Source organism: Aeromicrobium marinum DSM 15272 (assembly GCF_000160775.2).
Taxonomy (GTDB): domain Bacteria; phylum Actinomycetota; class Actinomycetes; order Propionibacteriales; family Nocardioidaceae; genus Aeromicrobium; species Aeromicrobium marinum.
On record NZ_CM001024.1, the window covers coordinates 445,747 to 462,583 of the forward strand.

The following is a 16,837-nucleotide window of genomic DNA, read 5'->3' on the forward strand; positions in this document are numbered from 1 at the left end:
GTCAGCGCAGCACGAGCCCGAGGATCTCGGCCTGGCGGAGCAGGAACCGGCCCTCGTCGAGCTTCTTGCGGCGCAACCACGTGGTCACCTCGGTGTTGCACTTGCTGGCGTTGCAGGAGCCGCACGCCGGGACGACGTTCGTGACGGTGTAGCGGCCCCCGCGGGAGATCGGCAGCATGCAGTCCTTCTGCAGAGCCCGGTCCGTCGCCCCGCAGTAGGCGCACCCGGCCCACGTCGCCACCAGGGCGTCCCACTGCAGCTCGGTGAGGTCGTGCTCGACCTTCGCCATCCGGCGCTTGCGCCGGCGCGCGTGGGTCGCGGCTCTGCTCCTGGTGGGCACGCGCCGAGCCTAGGGCGGCGGGACTCCGGATCGGTGGACCCCGTGACTTTCGGCTGACGGTGCCGTGGCCGATCGGGCGATGAGACCGGTCCCGGGACGCCGCTAGCGTCCGGACCATGGAGAGTTCGCAGGACCACGACGTGCTGGGCATGTCCCGGGAGGACCGGCGGTGGACCGTGGTGCTGCTCGGCGCCGGAGGAGCGGTCCTCCTCGCGATCCTGCCGTGGGTGCTGGACCTGCTGAGCGGCGTCCCCCTGGTGCCGTTCCGTGAGGTCGGGAACTGGGTCTCGTCGTTCGACCAGCCGTGGGCCGCCGCAGCGCGGGTCGGGGTGGGCCTGCTCGCCGGTGTCGCCCTCGCCCTGGTGACCATCTGGGACGAGCACCGGATCGAGGTCCACGACGACACCCTGGTCCTGGTGCACGGCGACGACCGCCGCACCCTGCGCCGCGACCAGGTCCTCGGCATCCACCGCGACGGCAAGAAGGTGGTCGTCGACGGCGAAGGGGGCAGGGTCCTGTTCGCCCGACCGCTCGAGGCGAAGCGTGATCGGGTGCGCGAGGTGTTCCTCGCCCGTGGCTGGCCCTGGGAGTCGAACTGACCGTCGGATGGGACCATGGCAGCGTGACCCAGGAGCCCGTGATCATCCACACCGACGGCGGCTGCACCCCCAATCCCGGCCCGGGTGGCTGGGGAGCGGTGCTGCGGCAGGGGAGCCACGTCCGCGAGCTGTACGGCGGTGAGCCGGGCATCACGACCAACAACCGGATGGAGCTCACCGCGCCGATCATGGCGCTGGAGGCGCTGACCCGGCCGGTGCTGGTGCACCTGCACACCGACAGCACCTACGTGCGGGGCGGCATCACCCAGTGGATGGCCGGCTGGGAGCGCAACGGCTGGCGCACCTCGGCGAAGCAGCCGGTCAAGAACGTCGACCTGTGGAAGCGGCTCAAGGCGGCCTGTGAGCAGCACGAGGTCGAGTGGTTCTGGGTCAAGGGCCACAGTGGGGTGCCCGACAACGAGCTGGCCGACCAGCTGGCCACCCGGGGGATGGCCGAGGCGATGGCGGCGTCCCGTGGGTGAAGCGACGGAGGACCGGGGTCCGGTGTTCGACGGTGTCCGCATCGGTCGACCCGCCACCGGGGCGTTGATCGACGCCGGCTACTCGACCGTGGCCGACCTGCCGGCCGACCTCGACGAGCTGCTGGCCCTGCACGGCTTCGGTCCGTCAGCGGTGCGCCGGTTGACCGAGGCGCGCGCCTGACCGGTCAGACGGCCACGGCGGCCGCGACCAGAGCGACGGCGGCGCCGACGGTGCGCACCGCGTCCGCCCACCTCAGGCTTGTCATCAGGGCAGCGGCGCGGCCGTCCCGACCCAGCCGCCCGTGGGCGGGAGCGGCCACCAAGGCGGTGGTGAAGCACGCCACGCCCGTGCCTGCCAGCGCGAGCCAGATCACCGCGGTGAGGTCCGCGTCGAGCAGCACCCACAGACCCACCGCTGCCAGCGTCAGGTACAGCGGCGCGACCACGACCGCGATCCGGCTCGAGTGGGCGGCGTGCGCGGTCACCCAGGACTCGTCGGTCACCGCGGCCAGCGCCGGATACACCACCGTCGTCACCACCAGCTGGAACCCCAGGTGGACGGCCGTCGCAGCCAGCAGGGCAGTCTCCGGGCTCACGCGGCTAGCGTAGGGGGATGAGCGACGTCCGCACGGCGCCCGATCCCGAGGAGCCCCGCATCGGTCCGCCGCGGCTGGCCGGGGACCGGGACTCCCTGGAGTCCTGGCTGGACTTCTACCGGGCCTCGGTGCCCCTGAAGGTCGCCGGACTCACGCCCGAGCAGCTCTGCACCCGGTCGGTCCCGCCGTCGGGCCTGACGCTGGCCGGCATCGTCAGGCACCTGACGTTCGTGGAGCAGTTCTGGTGCGGCACCGTCGTCGCCGGGCTCGAGCTGCCGCCGCTGTACCGCGAGACCGATCGCGACGGAGACTTCGCCGGGGCCCGTCCCGAGACCGCGCTGGCGGACCTCGAGCGGTACCTCGCCGAGCTGCCGGTCTCCCGCGAGCGGGTGCGCGGCGTCACCGATCTCGACGCACCGTTGCCGGGCCGGCACCACGGTCAGACCGTCAACCTGCGATGGGTCCTGGTGCACCTGGTCGAGGAGTACGCCCGCCACCTCGGTCACGCCGACCTGCTGCGCGAGGCCGTCGACGGCGTGACGGGGTACTGAGTCACGGCTGCCCCGGTCAGGCGGCGTGGCTGCCCGACCCGCCGGACGTCTCGACGGTCTCGCCCGGCGGGGCGAGCCACACGGCGAACGCCGTCGTGACCGGCACGGCGAGCACCAGACCGATCGCGCCGATCAACGTGCGCACGACCTCCTGGGCGATCTCCTCGGTCGTGACGGCGTCGAGCAGATCGCGCTGGTAGGCGGTGATCAGCAGCATCACCGTCATCGCCGACCCGGCGTAGGCGAACACCAGCGTGTACACGCTGGAGGCGATGTGGTCGCGGCCGATGCGCATCGCGGAGCGGAACAGGTCCACGCGGCGGGCGAAAGGCTGCAGGGCGCGCAGCTCCCACACCGCGCTGGCCTGGGTGACGGTGACGTCGTTCAGCACGCCGAGCCCGGCGATCACCATGGTGGCGGCCACGACGCCCGAGAGGTTGATCTCCGGCGCGGTGGCCACGAGCAGGCGGTCGTCCTCGGAACCGACCCCGGTGAGGTTGGCCCATCCCGTGGCGAGGACGCCCGCGATCGCGGTGAAGGCGATGCCGAAGAGCGTGCCGAACAGGGCCGAGGTGGTGCGGATCGAGATGCCGTGGGCCAGATACAGCACCGAGATCATGATGACGGTCGAGCCGACGACGGCCACGGCCAGCGGTGGTTCGCCCGAGAGCAGCGCCGGGAGGACGAACTTCACCAGCGCCAGCAGGGTGACGCCGATGCCCAGCAGGGCGAACACCCCGCGCCACCGGCCGATCAGACTCACCAGCACGGCGAAGGCGATGGTCATCGCCAGCAGGGGGAATCCGCGGGTGAAGTCGCGGAACTCGTAGCTGGGCGCCTGTCCGGGGGGCTGGAACCGGACCAGCTCGACCTCGTCGCCCACCGACATGCCGCCACCGACGAACCGGCTCGGGTCCAGGATGAAGGAGGCTTCCTCGCCGTCCTCGGTGGTGGCGACCACGTCAGCGCAGTCGCCCTGCACCACCGGCGTGTTGTCGGGCCCGATGCCGGTGTTGCCGCAGTCGAACGGCTCCACCGACGTGACGGTGCCCTCGACCAGCGTGACGCCCTCGTTCGCGAAGGGGTCCGGGCCCTCCGGCACGCTCTCCGCATCGGGCCACAGCAGCGCCATGCCGGTCAGCGCGACGGCGGCGACGATCCCGACGACGAGACCGAGGGCACGGGCCAGGGCGGGTCGTGGAGGGCCGGGGTCGACGGGCCCGTGGCCGTGCGAGTGGCCATGGCCGGCGGCGTGGCTGTGTGTCACGATGAACAGCGTGCCACGAGGAACCGAGGAGACCCCGGAGCACCTGCCGGGCGGCACCGGGGGTGTCTGGAAGGTCGGCCGCACCGTCCACCGCCCGACCGGCGCGTGGACCCCCGCGGTCCACCGCCTGCTGCGCTGGTTGGCCGACCAGGGCCTGGGCGGCATCCCGCACGTGCACGGTCTCGACGACGACGGCCGTGAGGTGCTGAGCTACATCGAGGGCCGCGGGGTGCCGGTCGACGACGAGGTGGTGCTCGACTCCGTGCTGGTCGAGGCGGTCCAGTGGTTGCGGGAGTTCCACGACGTCGTCGAGGACTTCCGGCCCACCGAACCGCTCACCTGGCGCAGCGGCACGGCGGAGCTGGAGCCGGGTCAGATCATCTGTCATGCCGACCCCGGCGCGTACAACTGGATCATCCAGAGCGGCCACTTCGTCGGGATGATCGACTGGGACCTGGCCGGTCCCGGCCGGGCGATCGACGACCTGGCCTTCCTGTGCTGGACGGCGGTCCCGCTGTACCGGGCGACCGATCCGGTCGATGCGGCACGCCGGCTCGACCTCGTGGCCGACACCTACGGCGAGTGGGGGCCGGTCACCGTGCTGAACGCCGTGGTCGACCGCATGACGACCGCGACCGAGCGCATCGCCGCGGGCATCGAGCGGGGTGACCCCGGCATGGTCGCCCTCGCTTCGAGAGGGGAGCCGCAGCGCACCCGCGACCGGGTGGCCGACTTCCGGACCCGGATCCCCGCCATCGAGGAGGCCCTGGCATGACCCGGCCGCCCGCCGCGGAACGACTCGACCTGGCCCCCCACCCCGAGGGCGGGTGGTACCGCCAGACGTGGGCGTCGCCCGTCACGGTGACGTTGCCCGACGGCCGGGTGCGTCCCACCGCCACGCTCATCCTGTTCCTCCTGCCCGCGGGCGAGCGCTCCGACTGGCACCGCGTTGCGTCCGACGAGCTGTGGGTCGCGCAGACCGGTGAGGTCACCCTGGAGCTCGGCGGCGAGGGTGAGCGTCCCGGCGAGGTCACCACGGTCGCGTGCAGCCTCGCCACCGAACCGCACGTGCTCGTCCCGGCCGGGTGGTGGCAGCGCACGGTTGCTGCGGACGAGGACGCACTGGTCAGCTGCCTGGTGTCGCCCGGCTTCGACTTCGACGACTTCGAGCTCGCCTGACGTCAGGTCCGGACCCGCTGCGGCAGACCGAAGACGGTGCGGACCGGGTCGGCGTGCAGCACCGAGGCGGGCGCCACGTCGACCAGCCCGGGCAGGCCGGCGGCCGCGACCAGGGAGTCGTCCAGGTGCAACAGGTCGGCCTGCCGGAGGGGCCAGGGCTCGTGGTGGTTGGGGATCCACAGGGTCTGCCCGGCCCAGCGGGTGTGCAGCCCGAACCGTGCGGTGAGGAACAGGTCCAGCTCCGACGGATCGGTGATGCGGTCGCCGATGCGTGCGGTGAGGCGACCGCCGGCTCCTCGCGGCCCGGGCCAGCGTCGGCGGGTCGTGTAGTCGACCACGTCGTCGCGACGATCGATCCGCATGCGGGCCCACGTGTACGGGGTCGCGAAGGCCAGCCGTGCCCCGACGGCCGCGACCAGTCGGCTGGTCTCCAGCGAGCGGAACACGACCCCGTGGCGTCCCTGACCGTCCACGGAGTAGAGCCGCACGTTCGTCTCGGCGAAGTCGCCGAGGTAGGGGATCGCGGGTCCGCGTCCGAACCCGGCCTGCTGCATGCGGAACGGGATGAGGCCCACGTACGTCGCGCCGCCCAGCTCGTCCGGCACGGTGCCGCGCGGCAGCAGATGGGCCACCCGGTCGGGGTCGACGGCCCAGTGGACGAAGGTGAGGTCGGCCCACACCTGCCTCATGAGCCGGGGGCCTGCCAGCGGGGCCGGATGCGGGCTGAAGGTCGTCACGAGATCACTGTGGACCTGCGCGCCCGCCACCGCGCGTCGGCGACGTGTGAGGTCGGCTACGTGGGGTCGCCGCAGGCGCAGTTCTCGCCGCGCCAGGCCTCACGGCCCTCACGCGCGGCGACGGCGGCGATGACGAGCCCGGCGAGGGGGTCGGCCCACGACCAGCCCCACGCGGCGTTCAGCACGAGTCCGACCAGCAGGACGGCCGAGAGGTAGGTGCACAGCAAGGTCTGGGTGGAGTCCGCGACCACGGTGTCGGATCCCAGGGCACGCCCGGTGCGGCGCTGCGCCCAGGAGAGGAACGGCATGACGACGAGGGACACTGCTGCCAGGACGATGCCGACCGTCGACGGCTCGGGTTCGTCGCGGGAGACCAGGGACCGGACCGACTCCACCGAGACGTACCCGGCCAGGGCGAAGAACGAGAGCGCCATCAGGCGCAGGGCGATCCTCTCGCGCGACTCCGGGACGCGATGGCTGAACTGCCACAGGATGATGAGTCCGCTGGCCACCTCGACGGTGGAGTCGAGCCCGAACCCGACCAGGGCGACCGAGCCGGCGGCGAGGCCGGCGGCGACGGCGATCACGGCCTCGGCCGCGTTGTAGCCGACCGACACCCCGGCCAAGAGCTTCGCGCGCCTCCCCAGGCGGGCGCGCTCCTCGGTCCTCACCGCGGAGCCTCCTGTGCGGCGGCGCCGTGGGACGGACACAGGGTGACGGCGTCTCCGGTGAGGGCGAGCAGCTGTTCGGCGGCGGCCAGCACGGCCAGCGTCGCCTCCGGATGGGTCAACGAGTAGTACGAGGCGCGACCCTGGGCCCGAACCTGCGCGATGCCGCAGTCGACGAGACAGGCGAGGTGCTGCGACACGGTGGACTGGGCCAGCCCGAGTCGACCGACCAGATCGACCACCCGGTGCTCGTTGGTCACGAGGTGCCGCACGATCGCGAGGCGGGAGCGGTCGCCGAACCCGTGGAACAGGCACGCAGCGGCGGTCAGGTCAGGTGTCATCGTCACCTGACGATGACACCATGGATCACGATCTGAGTGCAAGGGCGGGGTCCGTCGGGGCACCTCCGTGTGGCGGACGACACCTCTAGGGTGGGCGGATGGACTCCGCCCTCAGCACCGTCGGACTGCCGATCGCGCTCGGGATCATCATGTACGGGCTGGGCCTGTCGCTGACCGTCGAGGACTTCCGCCGGGTGGGCCGCCACCCTCGCGCCGTCGCCGTGGCGTTGGGCTGCCAGCTGCTGATCCTGCCGGCAGCGTGCTTCGGGCTGGTGCTGGCGCTCGACCTGTCACCTCTGCTCGCGGTCGGTCTGCTGCTGCTCGCGGCGTCGCCGGGCGGCACCACGGCCAATCTGTACAGCCACCTGTTCCGCGGCGACGTCGCCCTGAACGTGTCGCTCACGGCGATCAACTCGATCATCGCCATCGGGACCCTGCCGGTCATCACGAACCTCGCCATCGCCTACTACGAGCTGGACGACACGGTGAGCCTGCAGTTCCGCAAGGTCGTCGAGGTCTTCGCCATCGTGCTGGTCCCGGTGGTGCTGGGCATGCTGACGCGGGCCCGCAGCGCCGGTTTCGCCGACCGCATGGACCGACCCGTCCGCATCGCGTCGGCCGTGATCCTGGCGGTGCTCGTGCTCGCCATCCTGGTCGACCAGCGCGACGACGTCGGCGACTACCTCGCCGACGTCGGCATCGCCGCCAGCCTGTTCTGCGTCGTCAGCCTGGTCGTCGGGTACGTCGTGCCGCGGTGGGCCGGCGTCACCGAGCGGCAGGCGATCGCCAGCTCGTTCGAGATCGGGGTGCACAACGCGACGTTGGCGATCTACGTGGCCGTCGAGGTGCTCGACTCCACGGAGATCTCCGTGCCGGCGGCGGTCTACGGCGTCGTGATGTTCGTGCTGGCGGCCCTCTGGGGTGTCGCCCTCACCCGTTGGATCCTCCCAGCCGGATCCGTCGATCCAGTCGTAGGTCGTTGAGGAAGGTCTCGTCGTGGCTCACCACGACGAGCGCACCGCGGTAGGCGTCGAGCGCCTCGACGACCCGGTCGATGCTCGGCAGGTCGAGGTGGTTGGTCGGCTCGTCGAGCAGCAGGAGCTGCGGCGCCGGCCGGGCCAGCAGCAGGCAGGCCAACGTGGCCCGGATCCGCTCACCCCCCGACAGCGTCCCGGCCGGCTGGTCTGCGGCCCGGCCCCTGAACCCGAAGCGGGCCAGTCGCTCGCGGATCTCGTGCGGGGTGGCGGCCGGCGCCTGCGCCGCGACGTTCGCGACGACCGAAAGGGTGTCGTCCAGGAGGCGGCCGTCCTGGCGGAGGTGTCGCCAGGGCACATGCACCCGCACGCTCCCCGCTCGGGGTGGCAGCTCACCGGTGATCGCCCGCAGCACCGACGTCTTGCCGATCCCGTTGGGACCCACCAGTGCGACCCGTTCGGGCCCGCGGAGATCGAGGTCGACCACGGCGTCACCGAACCCGGGGCGGACGCGGTCGAGGGTCAGCACGTCCCGCCGTGACGGCACCCGGGTGTCCGGCAGGTCGATCGTGATCTCGCGGTCGGTCCTCAGCCGGGCCTCGGCGGCCTCCAGACGTTCCCGAGCGCCGTCCAACCGGTCCTCGTGCACGCCGCGCAGGGCGCCCGCCGACTCCTGGGCGGATCGCCGCAGGTGGCCCGCGACGATCTTCGGCACCCGCTTCTCGGCGGCGGCACGGGCGCCGTAGCGACGGCGTCGAGCGAGCACCACCTGGGTGTCGGCCAGGTCGCGCTGCTGGCGTCGCAGGTCGGTGGTGGCCGTCCGGACCGCCCGTTCGGCGACCTCGGACTCGGCAGCCACGGCCGCCTCGTAGGCGTCGAACCCCCCGCCGTACCAGCGCACCGTGTGGTCCCGCATCTCGCCGATGTCGTCGACGAGGTTCAGCAGCTCCCGGTCGTGGCTGACGACCAGCAGCGTGCCGCTCCACGTCCGCACCAGGTCGCGCACGCGGCCGCGTGCGGCACCGTCGAGATGGGTGGTCGGCTCGTCGAGCAGCAGGACGTCGGGACGCTGCAGGAGCACCCCGGCCAGGGTCAGCAGCACGAGCTCACCCCCCGACACCTCGCCGGCCCGCCGCCCCAGGTCGAGGTGGTCGAGTCCGAGCCGGCCCAGGTGGGCGGCGGCACGCTCGGCGACGTCCCAGTCGTCGCCGACGGTGTCGAAGTCGGCCGGATCGGTCGACCCGGTCTCGACAGCGGCGAGCGCTCGGAGGGTGTCCGCGATCCCCAGCACCGACGCCACCGTGGCGGCGGTGTCGGTCGCCGGATCCTGCGGCAGATGACCCACCCGGCCCTGCACGGCGACCGACCCGGAAGTGGGCGACAGCGCGCCGGCCAGCACCCGCAGCAGGGTCGACTTGCCGGAGCCGTTGCGGCCGACGAGGCCGTGCAGCCCGGGACCGACGGCCAGGTCGAGCCCGGTGAGGGCGGGGGTCCCGTCGGGGTGCACGACGGTCAGGTTCGAACAGGAGAGAGAAGGACGCACGAGGGCTCCAAGGATCCGGAGGGGACGCGACGAGGTCGCGCGGGGCTCGGGATCAGCGGTCCGTGGGCACCAGTGTAGGCCACGCCCCGCGGCGATAATCTGCTCCCATGACCGGGATCTGGTTCGACGAGGCCGAGGACGCGGAGGAGATCGTCAAGGCCCTGCAGGCCGAGGGCTACCGCACCGAGCTGCGCCGCGAGTCGTTCGCCGGCGAGGACGACTCCGACGACCGGGCATGGCTGCTCGAGGTCGATCCGTTCGACGACCGGGTGGTCGAGATGGTGGACGTCTACGGCGGCTGGATGCCCGGCGACGACCGGTTGCCGGCCGAGCCGCTCGACCTGCCGGCGCAGCCGCGCCGGATCAAGCGTCCTGAGGGCTGACCTCGACCCGCGGCAGGTTCTCGTGCAGGAACCGGACCTGCAGCAGCTTGAGGTTCTCCGCGACGGTCTCCTGCGGGGTCATGTGGGTGACCCCCGCGAGCGGCAGCACGGTGTGCGACCGGCCGGCGGCCATCAGGGCCGACGACAGGCGCAGGGTGTGGGCCGCGACGACGTTGTCGTCGGCCAGTCCGTGGATGAGCAGCAGCGGACGACTCAGGTCGGCCGCGAGAGGCAGCAGCGAGTTCGCGTCGTAGACGTCGGGCCGGGCGGTCGGGTCGCCGAGGTACCGCTCGGTGTAGCAGGTGTCGTACAGCCGCCACTCCGTGACGGGCGCCCCGGCGACGGCGACGTGGAAGACGTCGGGCCGCTTCAGCACCGCCAACGCCGCGAGGTAGCCCCCGTACGACCAGCCCATGATGCCGACCCGGGAGGTGTCGACGTCGCCCGGGAAGGCCGCCGCGACGGCGTGCAGGGCGTCGACCTGGTCGTCGAGGGTGACGTCGGCGAACGCCCCCGCGATCTCGCGCTCCCAAGCATGACCGCGACCGGGGGTGCCGCGGCCGTCGGCGACGACGACGCAGAACCCTTGATCTGCCAGCCACTGGGCCTCGGTGAACATCCGGGCGGACGCGAGGACCCGCTGGGCGTGCGGGCCCCCGTACGGGTCCATGAGGACGGGCAGGGGGGTGCCGGGGGTGTGGTCCCGCGGGAAGACCACGGCCGTGCGCAGCTCCCGGTCACCGGCGGCCAGCAGGTGGACGTGCGGCTCGAACGGCACCGGTTCGGCGACGGACCCGATGCGCACCGCGTCGCCGGCCGCCGGGTGGGCGGTCACGGTCGTGGAGGGGTGGTCCAGGGCGGACCGGACCACGACGGTGGTCCCGCCGCCGACCACCGCACCGTGGACGGCCGCCCCGACGGTGAGCTCCTCGAGCGTGCCGTCGAACCCGAACCGGACCACCTGGATCTCGGTGGGCTCGTGCGACGCCGTCGCCACCACCGCGTCGTCGAGCACCGCGACGACCGAGCGCACCTGCCACCCGGTCGGTGAGACGGCGACGCCGTCGACGACCACGCGGCGCCAGCCGTCGACGTCCTCCAACGACACCAGACGGCCTCCGGGGGCGAAGCGGGGCGCGGCGGTCAGCTCGACCCAGTGGTCGTCGCTGAGGTCGCGCAGCACCCGGGTCGAGTCGTCGGCCGGGTCGATCGCCAGGACCTGGGACCGGCGCTGGTCCCGGCTGAGCACCTGCACCACCGGGTCACCGTGCTCGGTCCAGCTGACCCGCGCGAGGTACTCGAACGCCACGTGGTCCCACTGCACCTGCCGGCGGTCGCCGTCGAGGGAGACGTGCCACAGGCTGACGGCGGCGTTCGGCGTGCCGGCGGCCGGGTAGCGCACCGTGGCGGGCCGACGTTCGGGGTGTTCGGGGTCGGCGATGTGCCACTCCTGAACCGGGGCCTCGTCGAACCGCTCGACCAGCAGGGACTCGCCGTCCGGCGCCCACCAGAACCCGCGCATGCGGTCCATCTCCTCGGCGGCGATGAACTCGGCCTGGCCCCAGGTCTCGGTGGCGCCCTCGGGCTCCGCGAGGGCCTGGTCGCCGGTGCCGTCCACGGCGATGACCCGCAGGGAGCGACCTGCGGCGTAGGCGATGCGCCGACCGGTCGGGTCGAGTCGGGGGTCCACCACGCCGTCAGGCGTCGGCAGCCGGCGGGAGGCACGGGTGCGCAGGTCGACGACCCACAGGCCGCCGGACAGCGCGAAGCAGGCCCACCGGCCGGCGGGATCGACGTCGTAGCCCACGATCCCGGCGGCGGACTCGCGGCTGCGCTCGCGGCGGACCCGTTCGGCGGCCGACAGCTGCTCACCGCTCTCACCCAGCAGCACCGAGGGATCGGCCAGCACGGCCTCCTCGCCGGTGGCCACGTCGATCTCCCGCAGGATCCCCGTGCGGGTGACCCCGTCGGAGGTGCGGACGAACCGCACCGTCCGGCCGTCGGGGGCGACCGTGATCGAACGCGGCACCCCCAGGGTGAAGCGAAGGGTGCGGGCCGCCAGTCGCGGGTAGGACAGGGTCATGCGGTCATTCCATCACCCCGGGCCCGCGACGCCCGAGCCGCGGCGGGCGTGTCGGTAGCCTTGGCGCATGACGTCGCCCGACCGCCGGTTGCTGCTGGTCCACGCCCACCCCGACGACGAGTCGATCAACAACGGGGCCACGATGGCCAAGTACGTCGCCGAGGGTGCCCACGTGACCCTGGTGACCTGCACGCTGGGCGACCTGGGAGAGGTCCTCGTCCCCGAGCTGGCCCACCTGGCGGCCGACCGGGACGACACCCTGGGAGCCCACCGCGCGGGGGAGCTCGCCGAGGCGATGCGCCACCTCGGCGTCACCGACCACCGCGTCCTCGGCGGACCGGGTCACTACCGCGACTCCGGCATGCAGTGGGACGCCAGCGGTCACGCGACCGCCGCCGACGAGACCGGCCCCGACGCGTTCTGGCACGCCGACCTGACGGAGGCGGCCGACCACCTCGTCGCCATCATCCGTGAGGTCCGTCCGCAGGTGCTGGTCACCTACGACCAGTTCGGCAACTACGGGCACCCCGACCACGTGCAGGCCAACCGGGTCAGCCACTACGCCGCCGACCTCGCGGGCGTCCGTTCCTACCGGCCCGACCTGGGGGAGCCGTGGGAGATCTCGAAGCTGTACTGGACCGCGATGTCGGCCAGCCGGTTCCGTGACGGACTCCGCATGCTGCGTGACGCGGGCGACACGACCTCGTTCGAGGGCATGGACCCCGACCACCTCCCGCCCTTCGCGATCGAGGACGCCGACCTCGACGCGGTGGTCGACGCCCCCGAGCACGTGCCGGCCAAGCTGGACGCGATGCGCGCCCACGCCACCCAGATCACCCCGGACGGCGCGTTCTTCGCGATGGGTGTCGACCTCGCGGCGGTCGCGTGGGGAGCCGAGCACTACCGGCTGGCCCGCGGGCGGCGCGGGCCCGTGGGCGACTCCGGCCTCGAGGAGGACCTGTTCGCCGGGTTGTGACCCGGTCCGCGCTGGTCCTGGTCGGGTTCTACGTGGCGGCGCTCGGTGCGGTGCTGCACCGGCAGGTCGCCTCGCCGGCCGGGATCGAGCTGCCGTGGGGCCTGGTGCTGGCCGTCGCCGTGATCGTTCCGGTCGCCCTGGCCGCCGACGCCTGGGTCCGTCTGGGCAGCGCCTGGGTGGCCATCGGGTGGGCCCTCCTGCTGATGGTGCAGGGGTACGCGCCCGGTGGAGGTCAGTGGGTCGCCGGCGACGCGCTCGGGTGGTCGTTCTCGCTCGGGGGCCTGGGGGTCCTCGTGTGCCTGGTGGTGTTCGTCCCTAGGCTGAACCGATGACCTCCGCGATGCCCGTGGCCGACGACGCGGCGTTCCGAGGGGCCCTCGGACGCTTCGCGAGCGGGGTCACCGTGGTCACCACCGTCACGGGCGGGGTCCATCACGCGATGACGGCCAGCGCCTTCACCTCGGTGTCGCTCGACCCGCCGCAGGTCCTGGTGTGCTCCGACCGCAGCAGCCGGTTCCACGACGCGGTGGTGGAGTCCGGGGTGTGGGGGATCTCGATCCTCACCGAGGCCGGCGAGCGGGTCTCGGCCCGGTTCGCCCGCAAGGGTCGACCGCTGGACTCGCAGTTCGACGGGGTGCCGTACCGGACGGGCGAGCTCGGGGTCCCGCTGCTCGACGGGGCCCTGGCCTGGCTGGAGTGCCGGACCCGCGCGGTGCACGACGGAGGCGACCACTCGATCCTCCTCGGCGACGTGGTGGCGGCCGGGACGGCGGACGTCGAGGACGCCCCCTTGGTCTACTACCGCTCGCACTACGCGCGTCTCGTGCGATCATCGACGTCGGAGACGTCCTACGACAAGGGGGAGCGGTGAGCACCGAGCACAACGAGCCGGACGAGTCCGTCACCCCGCCGCCCCCGCCGCCGGGCACCGACGACGAGCAGATCGAGCCGCCCCCGCCGCCGAGCACCGATGACGAGCAGGCCGAGCCGCCCCCGCCGTACGAGCCGGAGCCGGAGCACGAGGCGGAGCCGGAGCCTCTGCCCGAGTCCCGGCGCGGTCGCCGGGTGCTGCTGCTCGGGCTGCCCGCGATCGCGCTGCTGCTCGGTGGGCTCTACCTAGGTGGCTGGTACCTCACCGGCGAGCGACTCCCGTCCGACACCTCCGTCGCCGGCGTGGAGGTCGGTGGCATGAGCCCGGCCGACGCGCGAGCCACCCTCGACGCCGCGCTGGCGCCCCGGGTCGACGACCCGGTCACGCTGGTGCACCAGGACCAGCAGTTCGTGCTCGACCCGGCGACCGTCGGCCTGGCGCTGGACCTCGACGGTTCGGTCGACCGTGCCGGCGGACAGCGCAGCTGGGACCCCCGCGACATGGCACGCCTGTTCTTCGGGTCGGCCGAGCACGACCCGGTGCTCGACGTCGACGAGTCCGCCCTCGGCGACGCCGTCGACTCGATCAGCGAGACCATCAACGTCGAGGTGGTCGAGGCGCTCATCACCTTCCCCGAGGGCCAGCCGGAGCCGCGTCAGCCCATCCCGGGCCTGGTGGTGGTGAAGGACGACACGTCCGACCTGATCCGGTCGCTCTACCTCACCAGCGACGAACCCGGCGAGGTCCCCACCGCCGCGGTCGAGCCGGCCGTCGACGCCGAGGGTCTGCAGACCGCGCTGGACGAGATCGCCCTGCCGGCGATCAGCGGTCCCGTGGCCCTGCAGGTCGGCGACCAGCGCATCGACCTGCCGGTCAGCGCCTACGTCCCGGCGCTCGTGGTGCAGGTCGACGACGGCGAGATGGTGCCCTACCTGGATCCGGTGGCGCTCGCCGAGCCGCTTACCAGCTCCACCACCGGTTTCGGCGAGCAGGCGGTCGACGCCTCCGTCGACATCGTGAACGGAGCACCGGTCGTCACCCCGGGCAAGCCGGGCATCGGCCTGCAGCCCGAGGAGATGGCGACGGCGCTGCTGCCGGCCCTGACCGAGACCGGAGAGGCGCGCAGCATCTCGGTGGAGGCCAAGCCGGTCGACCCGTTGTTCACCACCGAGGACGCCGAGGCGCTGAACATCACCGAGAAGGTCAGTGAGTTCTCGACGTTCTTCCCGTTCGCGGAGTACCGCAACATCAACATCGGCCGCGCGGCCGTCCTCCTCGACGGCACCCTGATCAAGCCGGGCGAGACGTTCAGCTTCAACGACACCGTCGGCCAGCGCACGCGTGCGAACGGGTTCACCGACGGCATCGTCATCAACGGTGGCGTGTTCCGGGAGGAGCTCGGTGGTGGCGTGTCCCAGGTGGCCACCACGGTGTACAACGCGGCGTTCTTCGCCGGGCTCGACGACGTCGAGCACCACCCGCACGCCTTCTACATCGACCGGTACCCGGTGGGCCGGGAGGCCACGATCTACTTCGGGTCGCTGGACCTGCGGTTCAAGAACTCCACCGACCACGGCGTGCTGATCAAGGCCTTCGTGCAGCGCAGCACGCCGGGCAGCCGCGGCACCATGACGGTGCAGATGTGGAGCACCAAGGTGTGGGACATCGAGGCCGGGCAGTCCGCCCGCCGCAACCTGCGCACGCCGGGCATGCGCTTCGACGAGACCGACCGGTGCGTGCCGCAGAGCCCCATCCAGGGCTTCGACATCGACATCTACCGGGTGTTCCGGCAGAACGGTGAGGTCGTGAAGCGCGAGACCGACACCGCCGTGTACCAGGCGGCCGACCGGGTCACCTGCGGCCCGCCCCCGGCGGAGGAGCCTCCGCCCGCTGCCTGATCACGGCCCGTCGGTCGTGAGGTAGCGGTACCCGTGGTGGTGGTGGAAGCCGAGGTCGGCCCACAGCCCGAGGGCCGGGGCGTTGTCCGGCGTGGTCTGCAGGTAGGCCTTGTCGGCGCCCTCGGACGCAGCCCAGGCCAGGGCGGTGAGCACGATCCGGCGCCCCAGGCCCCGGCGTCGGCGGGCGGCCGGCACCTCCACGGCCGAGACGCCGGCCCACTCGCCCGTCACGACCACCCGGCAGATCGCCTCGTCGAGGTGGAGGAAGCGCACCCGCGCCGGACCCTGCAGCACCCGGCGGGCCACGGCGGGATCCCCGACGCGGGGGTAGCGCGCCAGCCACGCGTCGGTGGCGAGCGGCTCGACCCGGACCTCCGGATCGGGGACCGGCCCGGCCGCCAGGTCGAGGACCTGCACCGACGCTGCCGCACGCTCGCCGGCGGTGGCCCGCCACCCGAGGTCGACGAGCCGACGCTCCCACGACGACCCGGAGACGACCTGGGCCAGTGGCGGCAGGTGCCGGGCCCGGTAGAACCCGGTCACGGCCGCCGAGGCCTCGCCGGCCCCGACGCCGGGGTCGCCGTGCACGTCGACGGAGTTCGCCCGCTGCGTGAACCCTGACGACGCCCGCAGCTCCCAGTCCCCGAGGGCCGCCGACTCGACGGCCGGCCACCCCCGCGAGGTGATCCGCTGCAGGTCGTCCGCGGGCACCCGGGCGGCGGGGCGGCGGCGCAGCGGCCGGTCCGGCACCACCCGCCACAGCAGCACGGTGGCCGGGTCGATCCGGACCAGCTCGCCGGTCCTGGTCTCGACCGTGACCGGCGGGCCGGCCTCGAGCACCCGTCCGACGACGTCGGTCGCGGACCCGTCGGGCAACCGGCGACGCACCGTGACGCGCAGGCCCTGTGATTCCGGGCCGATCGGAGGCCGAGCGGCGCGGTTGTCCATGTGGTGAACCCTACGTGCGGGCGCTCGTCGCCAGCAGGGATACTGGTGGACGGAACTCGAAGGAGAATCGCCCTGTGACGTACGTGATCGCCCAGCCGTGTGTGGACCTCAAGGACCGCGCCTGCGTCGACGAGTGCCCCGTCGACTGCATCTACGAGGGCAATCGGATGCTCTACATCCATCCCGACGAGTGCGTCGACTGCGGCGCCTGCGAACCGGTCTGTCCCGTGGAGGCGATCTTCTACGAGGACGACACGCCGGCGGAGTGGGCCGAGTACTACGACGCCAACGTGCACTTCTTCGACAAGCTCGGCTCCCCCGGGGGCGCGGCCAAGCTCGGTGTCGTCGACGACGACCACCCGATCATCGCCGCCCTGCCGCCGCAGAACCAGGAGTAGTCC

Annotated in this window: 22 protein-coding genes; 13 read left to right on the plus strand and 9 right to left on the minus strand. The window is 72.7% G+C overall.

The features are described 5' to 3' along the window. Position 1: 1 nt before the first annotated feature. Positions 2-340 carry an HNH endonuclease gene (locus tag HMPREF0063_RS02450; protein WP_040320044.1) on the minus strand — a complete coding sequence of 113 codons (339 nt, stop codon included), beginning with the start codon at positions 338-340 and terminating at the stop codon, positions 2-4. A 116-nt stretch (positions 341-456) separates the two neighbouring features. Between HMPREF0063_RS02450 and HMPREF0063_RS02455 the strand changes: the two genes are divergently transcribed. The 3 genes from HMPREF0063_RS02455 to HMPREF0063_RS02465 are packed head-to-tail and all read left to right on the plus strand — an operon-like array spanning position 457 to position 1,602. Then, complete coding sequence (locus HMPREF0063_RS02455; protein ID WP_007077065.1) at positions 457-939, plus strand: YqeB family protein; 483 nt, start codon at positions 457-459, stop codon at positions 937-939. A 23-nt stretch (positions 940-962) separates the two neighbouring features. After that, on the plus strand, positions 963-1,421 hold the full coding sequence (gene rnhA, locus HMPREF0063_RS02460) for a ribonuclease HI (protein ID WP_007077066.1): 459 nt from the start codon (positions 963-965) through the stop codon (positions 1,419-1,421). Further along, complete coding sequence (locus HMPREF0063_RS02465) at positions 1,414-1,602, plus strand: helix-hairpin-helix domain-containing protein (protein ID WP_007077067.1); 189 nt, start codon at positions 1,414-1,416, stop codon at positions 1,600-1,602. Before rnhA ends, HMPREF0063_RS02465 begins: the two co-directional genes overlap by 8 nt. 4 nt (positions 1,603-1,606) lie before the next feature. Here HMPREF0063_RS02465 and HMPREF0063_RS02470 read toward each other — a convergent pair whose 3' ends face one another. Continuing rightward, a complete protein-coding gene (locus HMPREF0063_RS02470) occupies positions 1,607-2,017 on the minus strand; it encodes a hypothetical protein (protein WP_007077068.1) in 411 nt (136 codons plus the stop codon). A gap of 17 nt (positions 2,018-2,034) precedes the next feature. Between HMPREF0063_RS02470 and HMPREF0063_RS02475 the strand changes: the two genes are divergently transcribed. After that, positions 2,035-2,568 (plus strand): DinB family protein, encoded by a 534-nt coding sequence (locus HMPREF0063_RS02475; RefSeq protein ID WP_007077069.1) that lies wholly within the window; start codon positions 2,035-2,037, stop codon positions 2,566-2,568. A 16-nt stretch (positions 2,569-2,584) separates the two neighbouring features. Here HMPREF0063_RS02475 and HMPREF0063_RS02480 read toward each other — a convergent pair whose 3' ends face one another. After that, positions 2,585-3,835 carry a YibE/F family protein gene (locus tag HMPREF0063_RS02480; RefSeq protein ID WP_040320045.1) on the minus strand — a complete coding sequence of 417 codons (1,251 nt, stop codon included), beginning with the start codon at positions 3,833-3,835 and terminating at the stop codon, positions 2,585-2,587. 1 nt (position 3,836) lies between these two features. Between HMPREF0063_RS02480 and HMPREF0063_RS02485 the strand changes: the two genes are divergently transcribed. Then, positions 3,837-4,610 carry a phosphotransferase gene (locus HMPREF0063_RS02485; RefSeq protein ID WP_007077071.1) on the plus strand — a complete coding sequence of 258 codons (774 nt, stop codon included), beginning with the start codon at positions 3,837-3,839 and terminating at the stop codon, positions 4,608-4,610. Beyond that, complete coding sequence (locus tag HMPREF0063_RS02490) at positions 4,607-5,014, plus strand: cupin domain-containing protein (RefSeq protein WP_007077072.1); 408 nt, start codon at positions 4,607-4,609, stop codon at positions 5,012-5,014. The genes HMPREF0063_RS02485 and HMPREF0063_RS02490 overlap by 4 nt, the downstream gene beginning before the upstream one ends. Before the next feature lie 2 nt (positions 5,015-5,016). On the opposite strand, the gene HMPREF0063_RS02495 is transcribed toward HMPREF0063_RS02490, so the two are convergent. The 3 genes from HMPREF0063_RS02495 to HMPREF0063_RS02505 are packed head-to-tail and all read right to left on the minus strand — an operon-like array spanning position 5,017 to position 6,760. After that, on the minus strand, positions 5,017-5,751 hold the full coding sequence (locus HMPREF0063_RS02495; protein ID WP_040320046.1) for a YqjF family protein: 735 nt from the start codon (positions 5,749-5,751) through the stop codon (positions 5,017-5,019). Between the two features lie 56 nt (positions 5,752-5,807). Then, positions 5,808-6,422 (minus strand): cation diffusion facilitator family transporter, encoded by a 615-nt coding sequence (locus HMPREF0063_RS02500; RefSeq protein WP_007077074.1) that lies wholly within the window; start codon positions 6,420-6,422, stop codon positions 5,808-5,810. Further along, on the minus strand, positions 6,419-6,760 hold the full coding sequence (locus tag HMPREF0063_RS02505; RefSeq protein WP_040320047.1) for an ArsR/SmtB family transcription factor: 342 nt from the start codon (positions 6,758-6,760) through the stop codon (positions 6,419-6,421). The genes HMPREF0063_RS02500 and HMPREF0063_RS02505 overlap by 4 nt, the downstream gene beginning before the upstream one ends. Before the next feature lie 98 nt (positions 6,761-6,858). Here HMPREF0063_RS02505 and HMPREF0063_RS02510 point away from each other — a divergent pair, with 98 nt between their 5' ends. After that, positions 6,859-7,743, plus strand: a complete 885-nt coding sequence (locus HMPREF0063_RS02510; protein ID WP_007077076.1) for a bile acid:sodium symporter family protein — start codon at positions 6,859-6,861, stop codon at positions 7,741-7,743. On the opposite strand, the gene HMPREF0063_RS02515 is transcribed toward HMPREF0063_RS02510, so the two are convergent. After that, a complete protein-coding gene (locus HMPREF0063_RS02515; RefSeq protein ID WP_007077077.1) occupies positions 7,691-9,277 on the minus strand; it encodes an ABC-F family ATP-binding cassette domain-containing protein in 1,587 nt (528 codons plus the stop codon). The genes HMPREF0063_RS02510 and HMPREF0063_RS02515 overlap by 53 nt on opposite strands. Before the next feature lie 107 nt (positions 9,278-9,384). Between HMPREF0063_RS02515 and HMPREF0063_RS02520 the strand changes: the two genes are divergently transcribed. Continuing rightward, positions 9,385-9,660, plus strand: coding sequence for a hypothetical protein (locus HMPREF0063_RS02520; RefSeq protein WP_007077078.1), 276 nt, complete (start codon positions 9,385-9,387; stop codon positions 9,658-9,660). On the opposite strand, the gene HMPREF0063_RS02525 is transcribed toward HMPREF0063_RS02520, so the two are convergent. Next, positions 9,641-11,743 (minus strand): S9 family peptidase, encoded by a 2,103-nt coding sequence (locus HMPREF0063_RS02525; RefSeq protein ID WP_007077079.1) that lies wholly within the window; start codon positions 11,741-11,743, stop codon positions 9,641-9,643. The genes HMPREF0063_RS02520 and HMPREF0063_RS02525 overlap by 20 nt on opposite strands. A gap of 67 nt (positions 11,744-11,810) precedes the next feature. On the opposite strand from HMPREF0063_RS02525, the gene mshB reads away from it, so the two are divergent. The 4 genes from mshB to HMPREF0063_RS02545 are packed head-to-tail and all read left to right on the plus strand — an operon-like array spanning position 11,811 to position 15,488. Continuing rightward, positions 11,811-12,719, plus strand: coding sequence for an N-acetyl-1-D-myo-inositol-2-amino-2-deoxy-alpha-D-glucopyranoside deacetylase (gene mshB, locus HMPREF0063_RS02530; RefSeq protein WP_007077080.1), 909 nt, complete (start codon positions 11,811-11,813; stop codon positions 12,717-12,719). Next, positions 12,716-13,051, plus strand: a complete 336-nt coding sequence (locus HMPREF0063_RS02535; RefSeq protein WP_007077081.1) for a hypothetical protein — start codon at positions 12,716-12,718, stop codon at positions 13,049-13,051. The genes mshB and HMPREF0063_RS02535 overlap by 4 nt, the downstream gene beginning before the upstream one ends. Next, complete coding sequence (locus tag HMPREF0063_RS02540) at positions 13,048-13,590, plus strand: flavin reductase family protein (RefSeq protein ID WP_007077082.1); 543 nt, start codon at positions 13,048-13,050, stop codon at positions 13,588-13,590. The genes HMPREF0063_RS02535 and HMPREF0063_RS02540 overlap by 4 nt, the downstream gene beginning before the upstream one ends. After that, positions 13,587-15,488, plus strand: coding sequence for a VanW family protein (locus HMPREF0063_RS02545; RefSeq protein WP_007077083.1), 1,902 nt, complete (start codon positions 13,587-13,589; stop codon positions 15,486-15,488). Before HMPREF0063_RS02540 ends, HMPREF0063_RS02545 begins: the two co-directional genes overlap by 4 nt. Here the strand turns inward: HMPREF0063_RS02545 and HMPREF0063_RS02550 are convergent, their stop codons facing one another. Next, entirely contained in the window at positions 15,489-16,436 is a 948-nt protein-coding gene (locus tag HMPREF0063_RS02550; RefSeq protein ID WP_007077084.1) for a GNAT family N-acetyltransferase, read from the minus strand. Between the two features lie 74 nt (positions 16,437-16,510). Here HMPREF0063_RS02550 and fdxA point away from each other — a divergent pair, with 74 nt between their 5' ends. Then, a complete protein-coding gene (gene fdxA, locus HMPREF0063_RS16910; protein WP_007077085.1) occupies positions 16,511-16,834 on the plus strand; it encodes a ferredoxin in 324 nt (107 codons plus the stop codon). Positions 16,835-16,837 lie beyond the last annotated feature (3 nt).

Coding starts and splice junctions, on each gene's coding strand:
- mshB (WP_007077080.1), top strand. CDS start 11,811: ATGACGTCGCCCGACCGCCGGTTGCTGCTGGTCCACGCCCACCCCGAC.
- HMPREF0063_RS02520 (WP_007077078.1), top strand. CDS start 9,385: ATGACCGGGATCTGGTTCGACGAGGCCGAGGACGCGGAGGAGATCGTC.
- HMPREF0063_RS02540 (WP_007077082.1), top strand. CDS start 13,048: ATGACCTCCGCGATGCCCGTGGCCGACGACGCGGCGTTCCGAGGGGCC.
- HMPREF0063_RS02550 (WP_007077084.1), bottom strand. CDS start 16,436: ATGGACAACCGCGCCGCTCGGCCTCCGATCGGCCCGGAATCACAGGGC.
- HMPREF0063_RS02490 (WP_007077072.1), top strand. CDS start 4,607: ATGACCCGGCCGCCCGCCGCGGAACGACTCGACCTGGCCCCCCACCCC.
- HMPREF0063_RS02510 (WP_007077076.1), top strand. CDS start 6,859: ATGGACTCCGCCCTCAGCACCGTCGGACTGCCGATCGCGCTCGGGATC.
- HMPREF0063_RS02485 (WP_007077071.1), top strand. CDS start 3,837: ATGAACAGCGTGCCACGAGGAACCGAGGAGACCCCGGAGCACCTGCCG.
- HMPREF0063_RS02455 (WP_007077065.1), top strand. CDS start 457: ATGGAGAGTTCGCAGGACCACGACGTGCTGGGCATGTCCCGGGAGGAC.
- HMPREF0063_RS02505 (WP_040320047.1), bottom strand. CDS start 6,760: ATGACACCTGACCTGACCGCCGCTGCGTGCCTGTTCCACGGGTTCGGC.
- HMPREF0063_RS02525 (WP_007077079.1), bottom strand. CDS start 11,743: ATGACCCTGTCCTACCCGCGACTGGCGGCCCGCACCCTTCGCTTCACC.
- HMPREF0063_RS02475 (WP_007077069.1), top strand. CDS start 2,035: ATGAGCGACGTCCGCACGGCGCCCGATCCCGAGGAGCCCCGCATCGGT.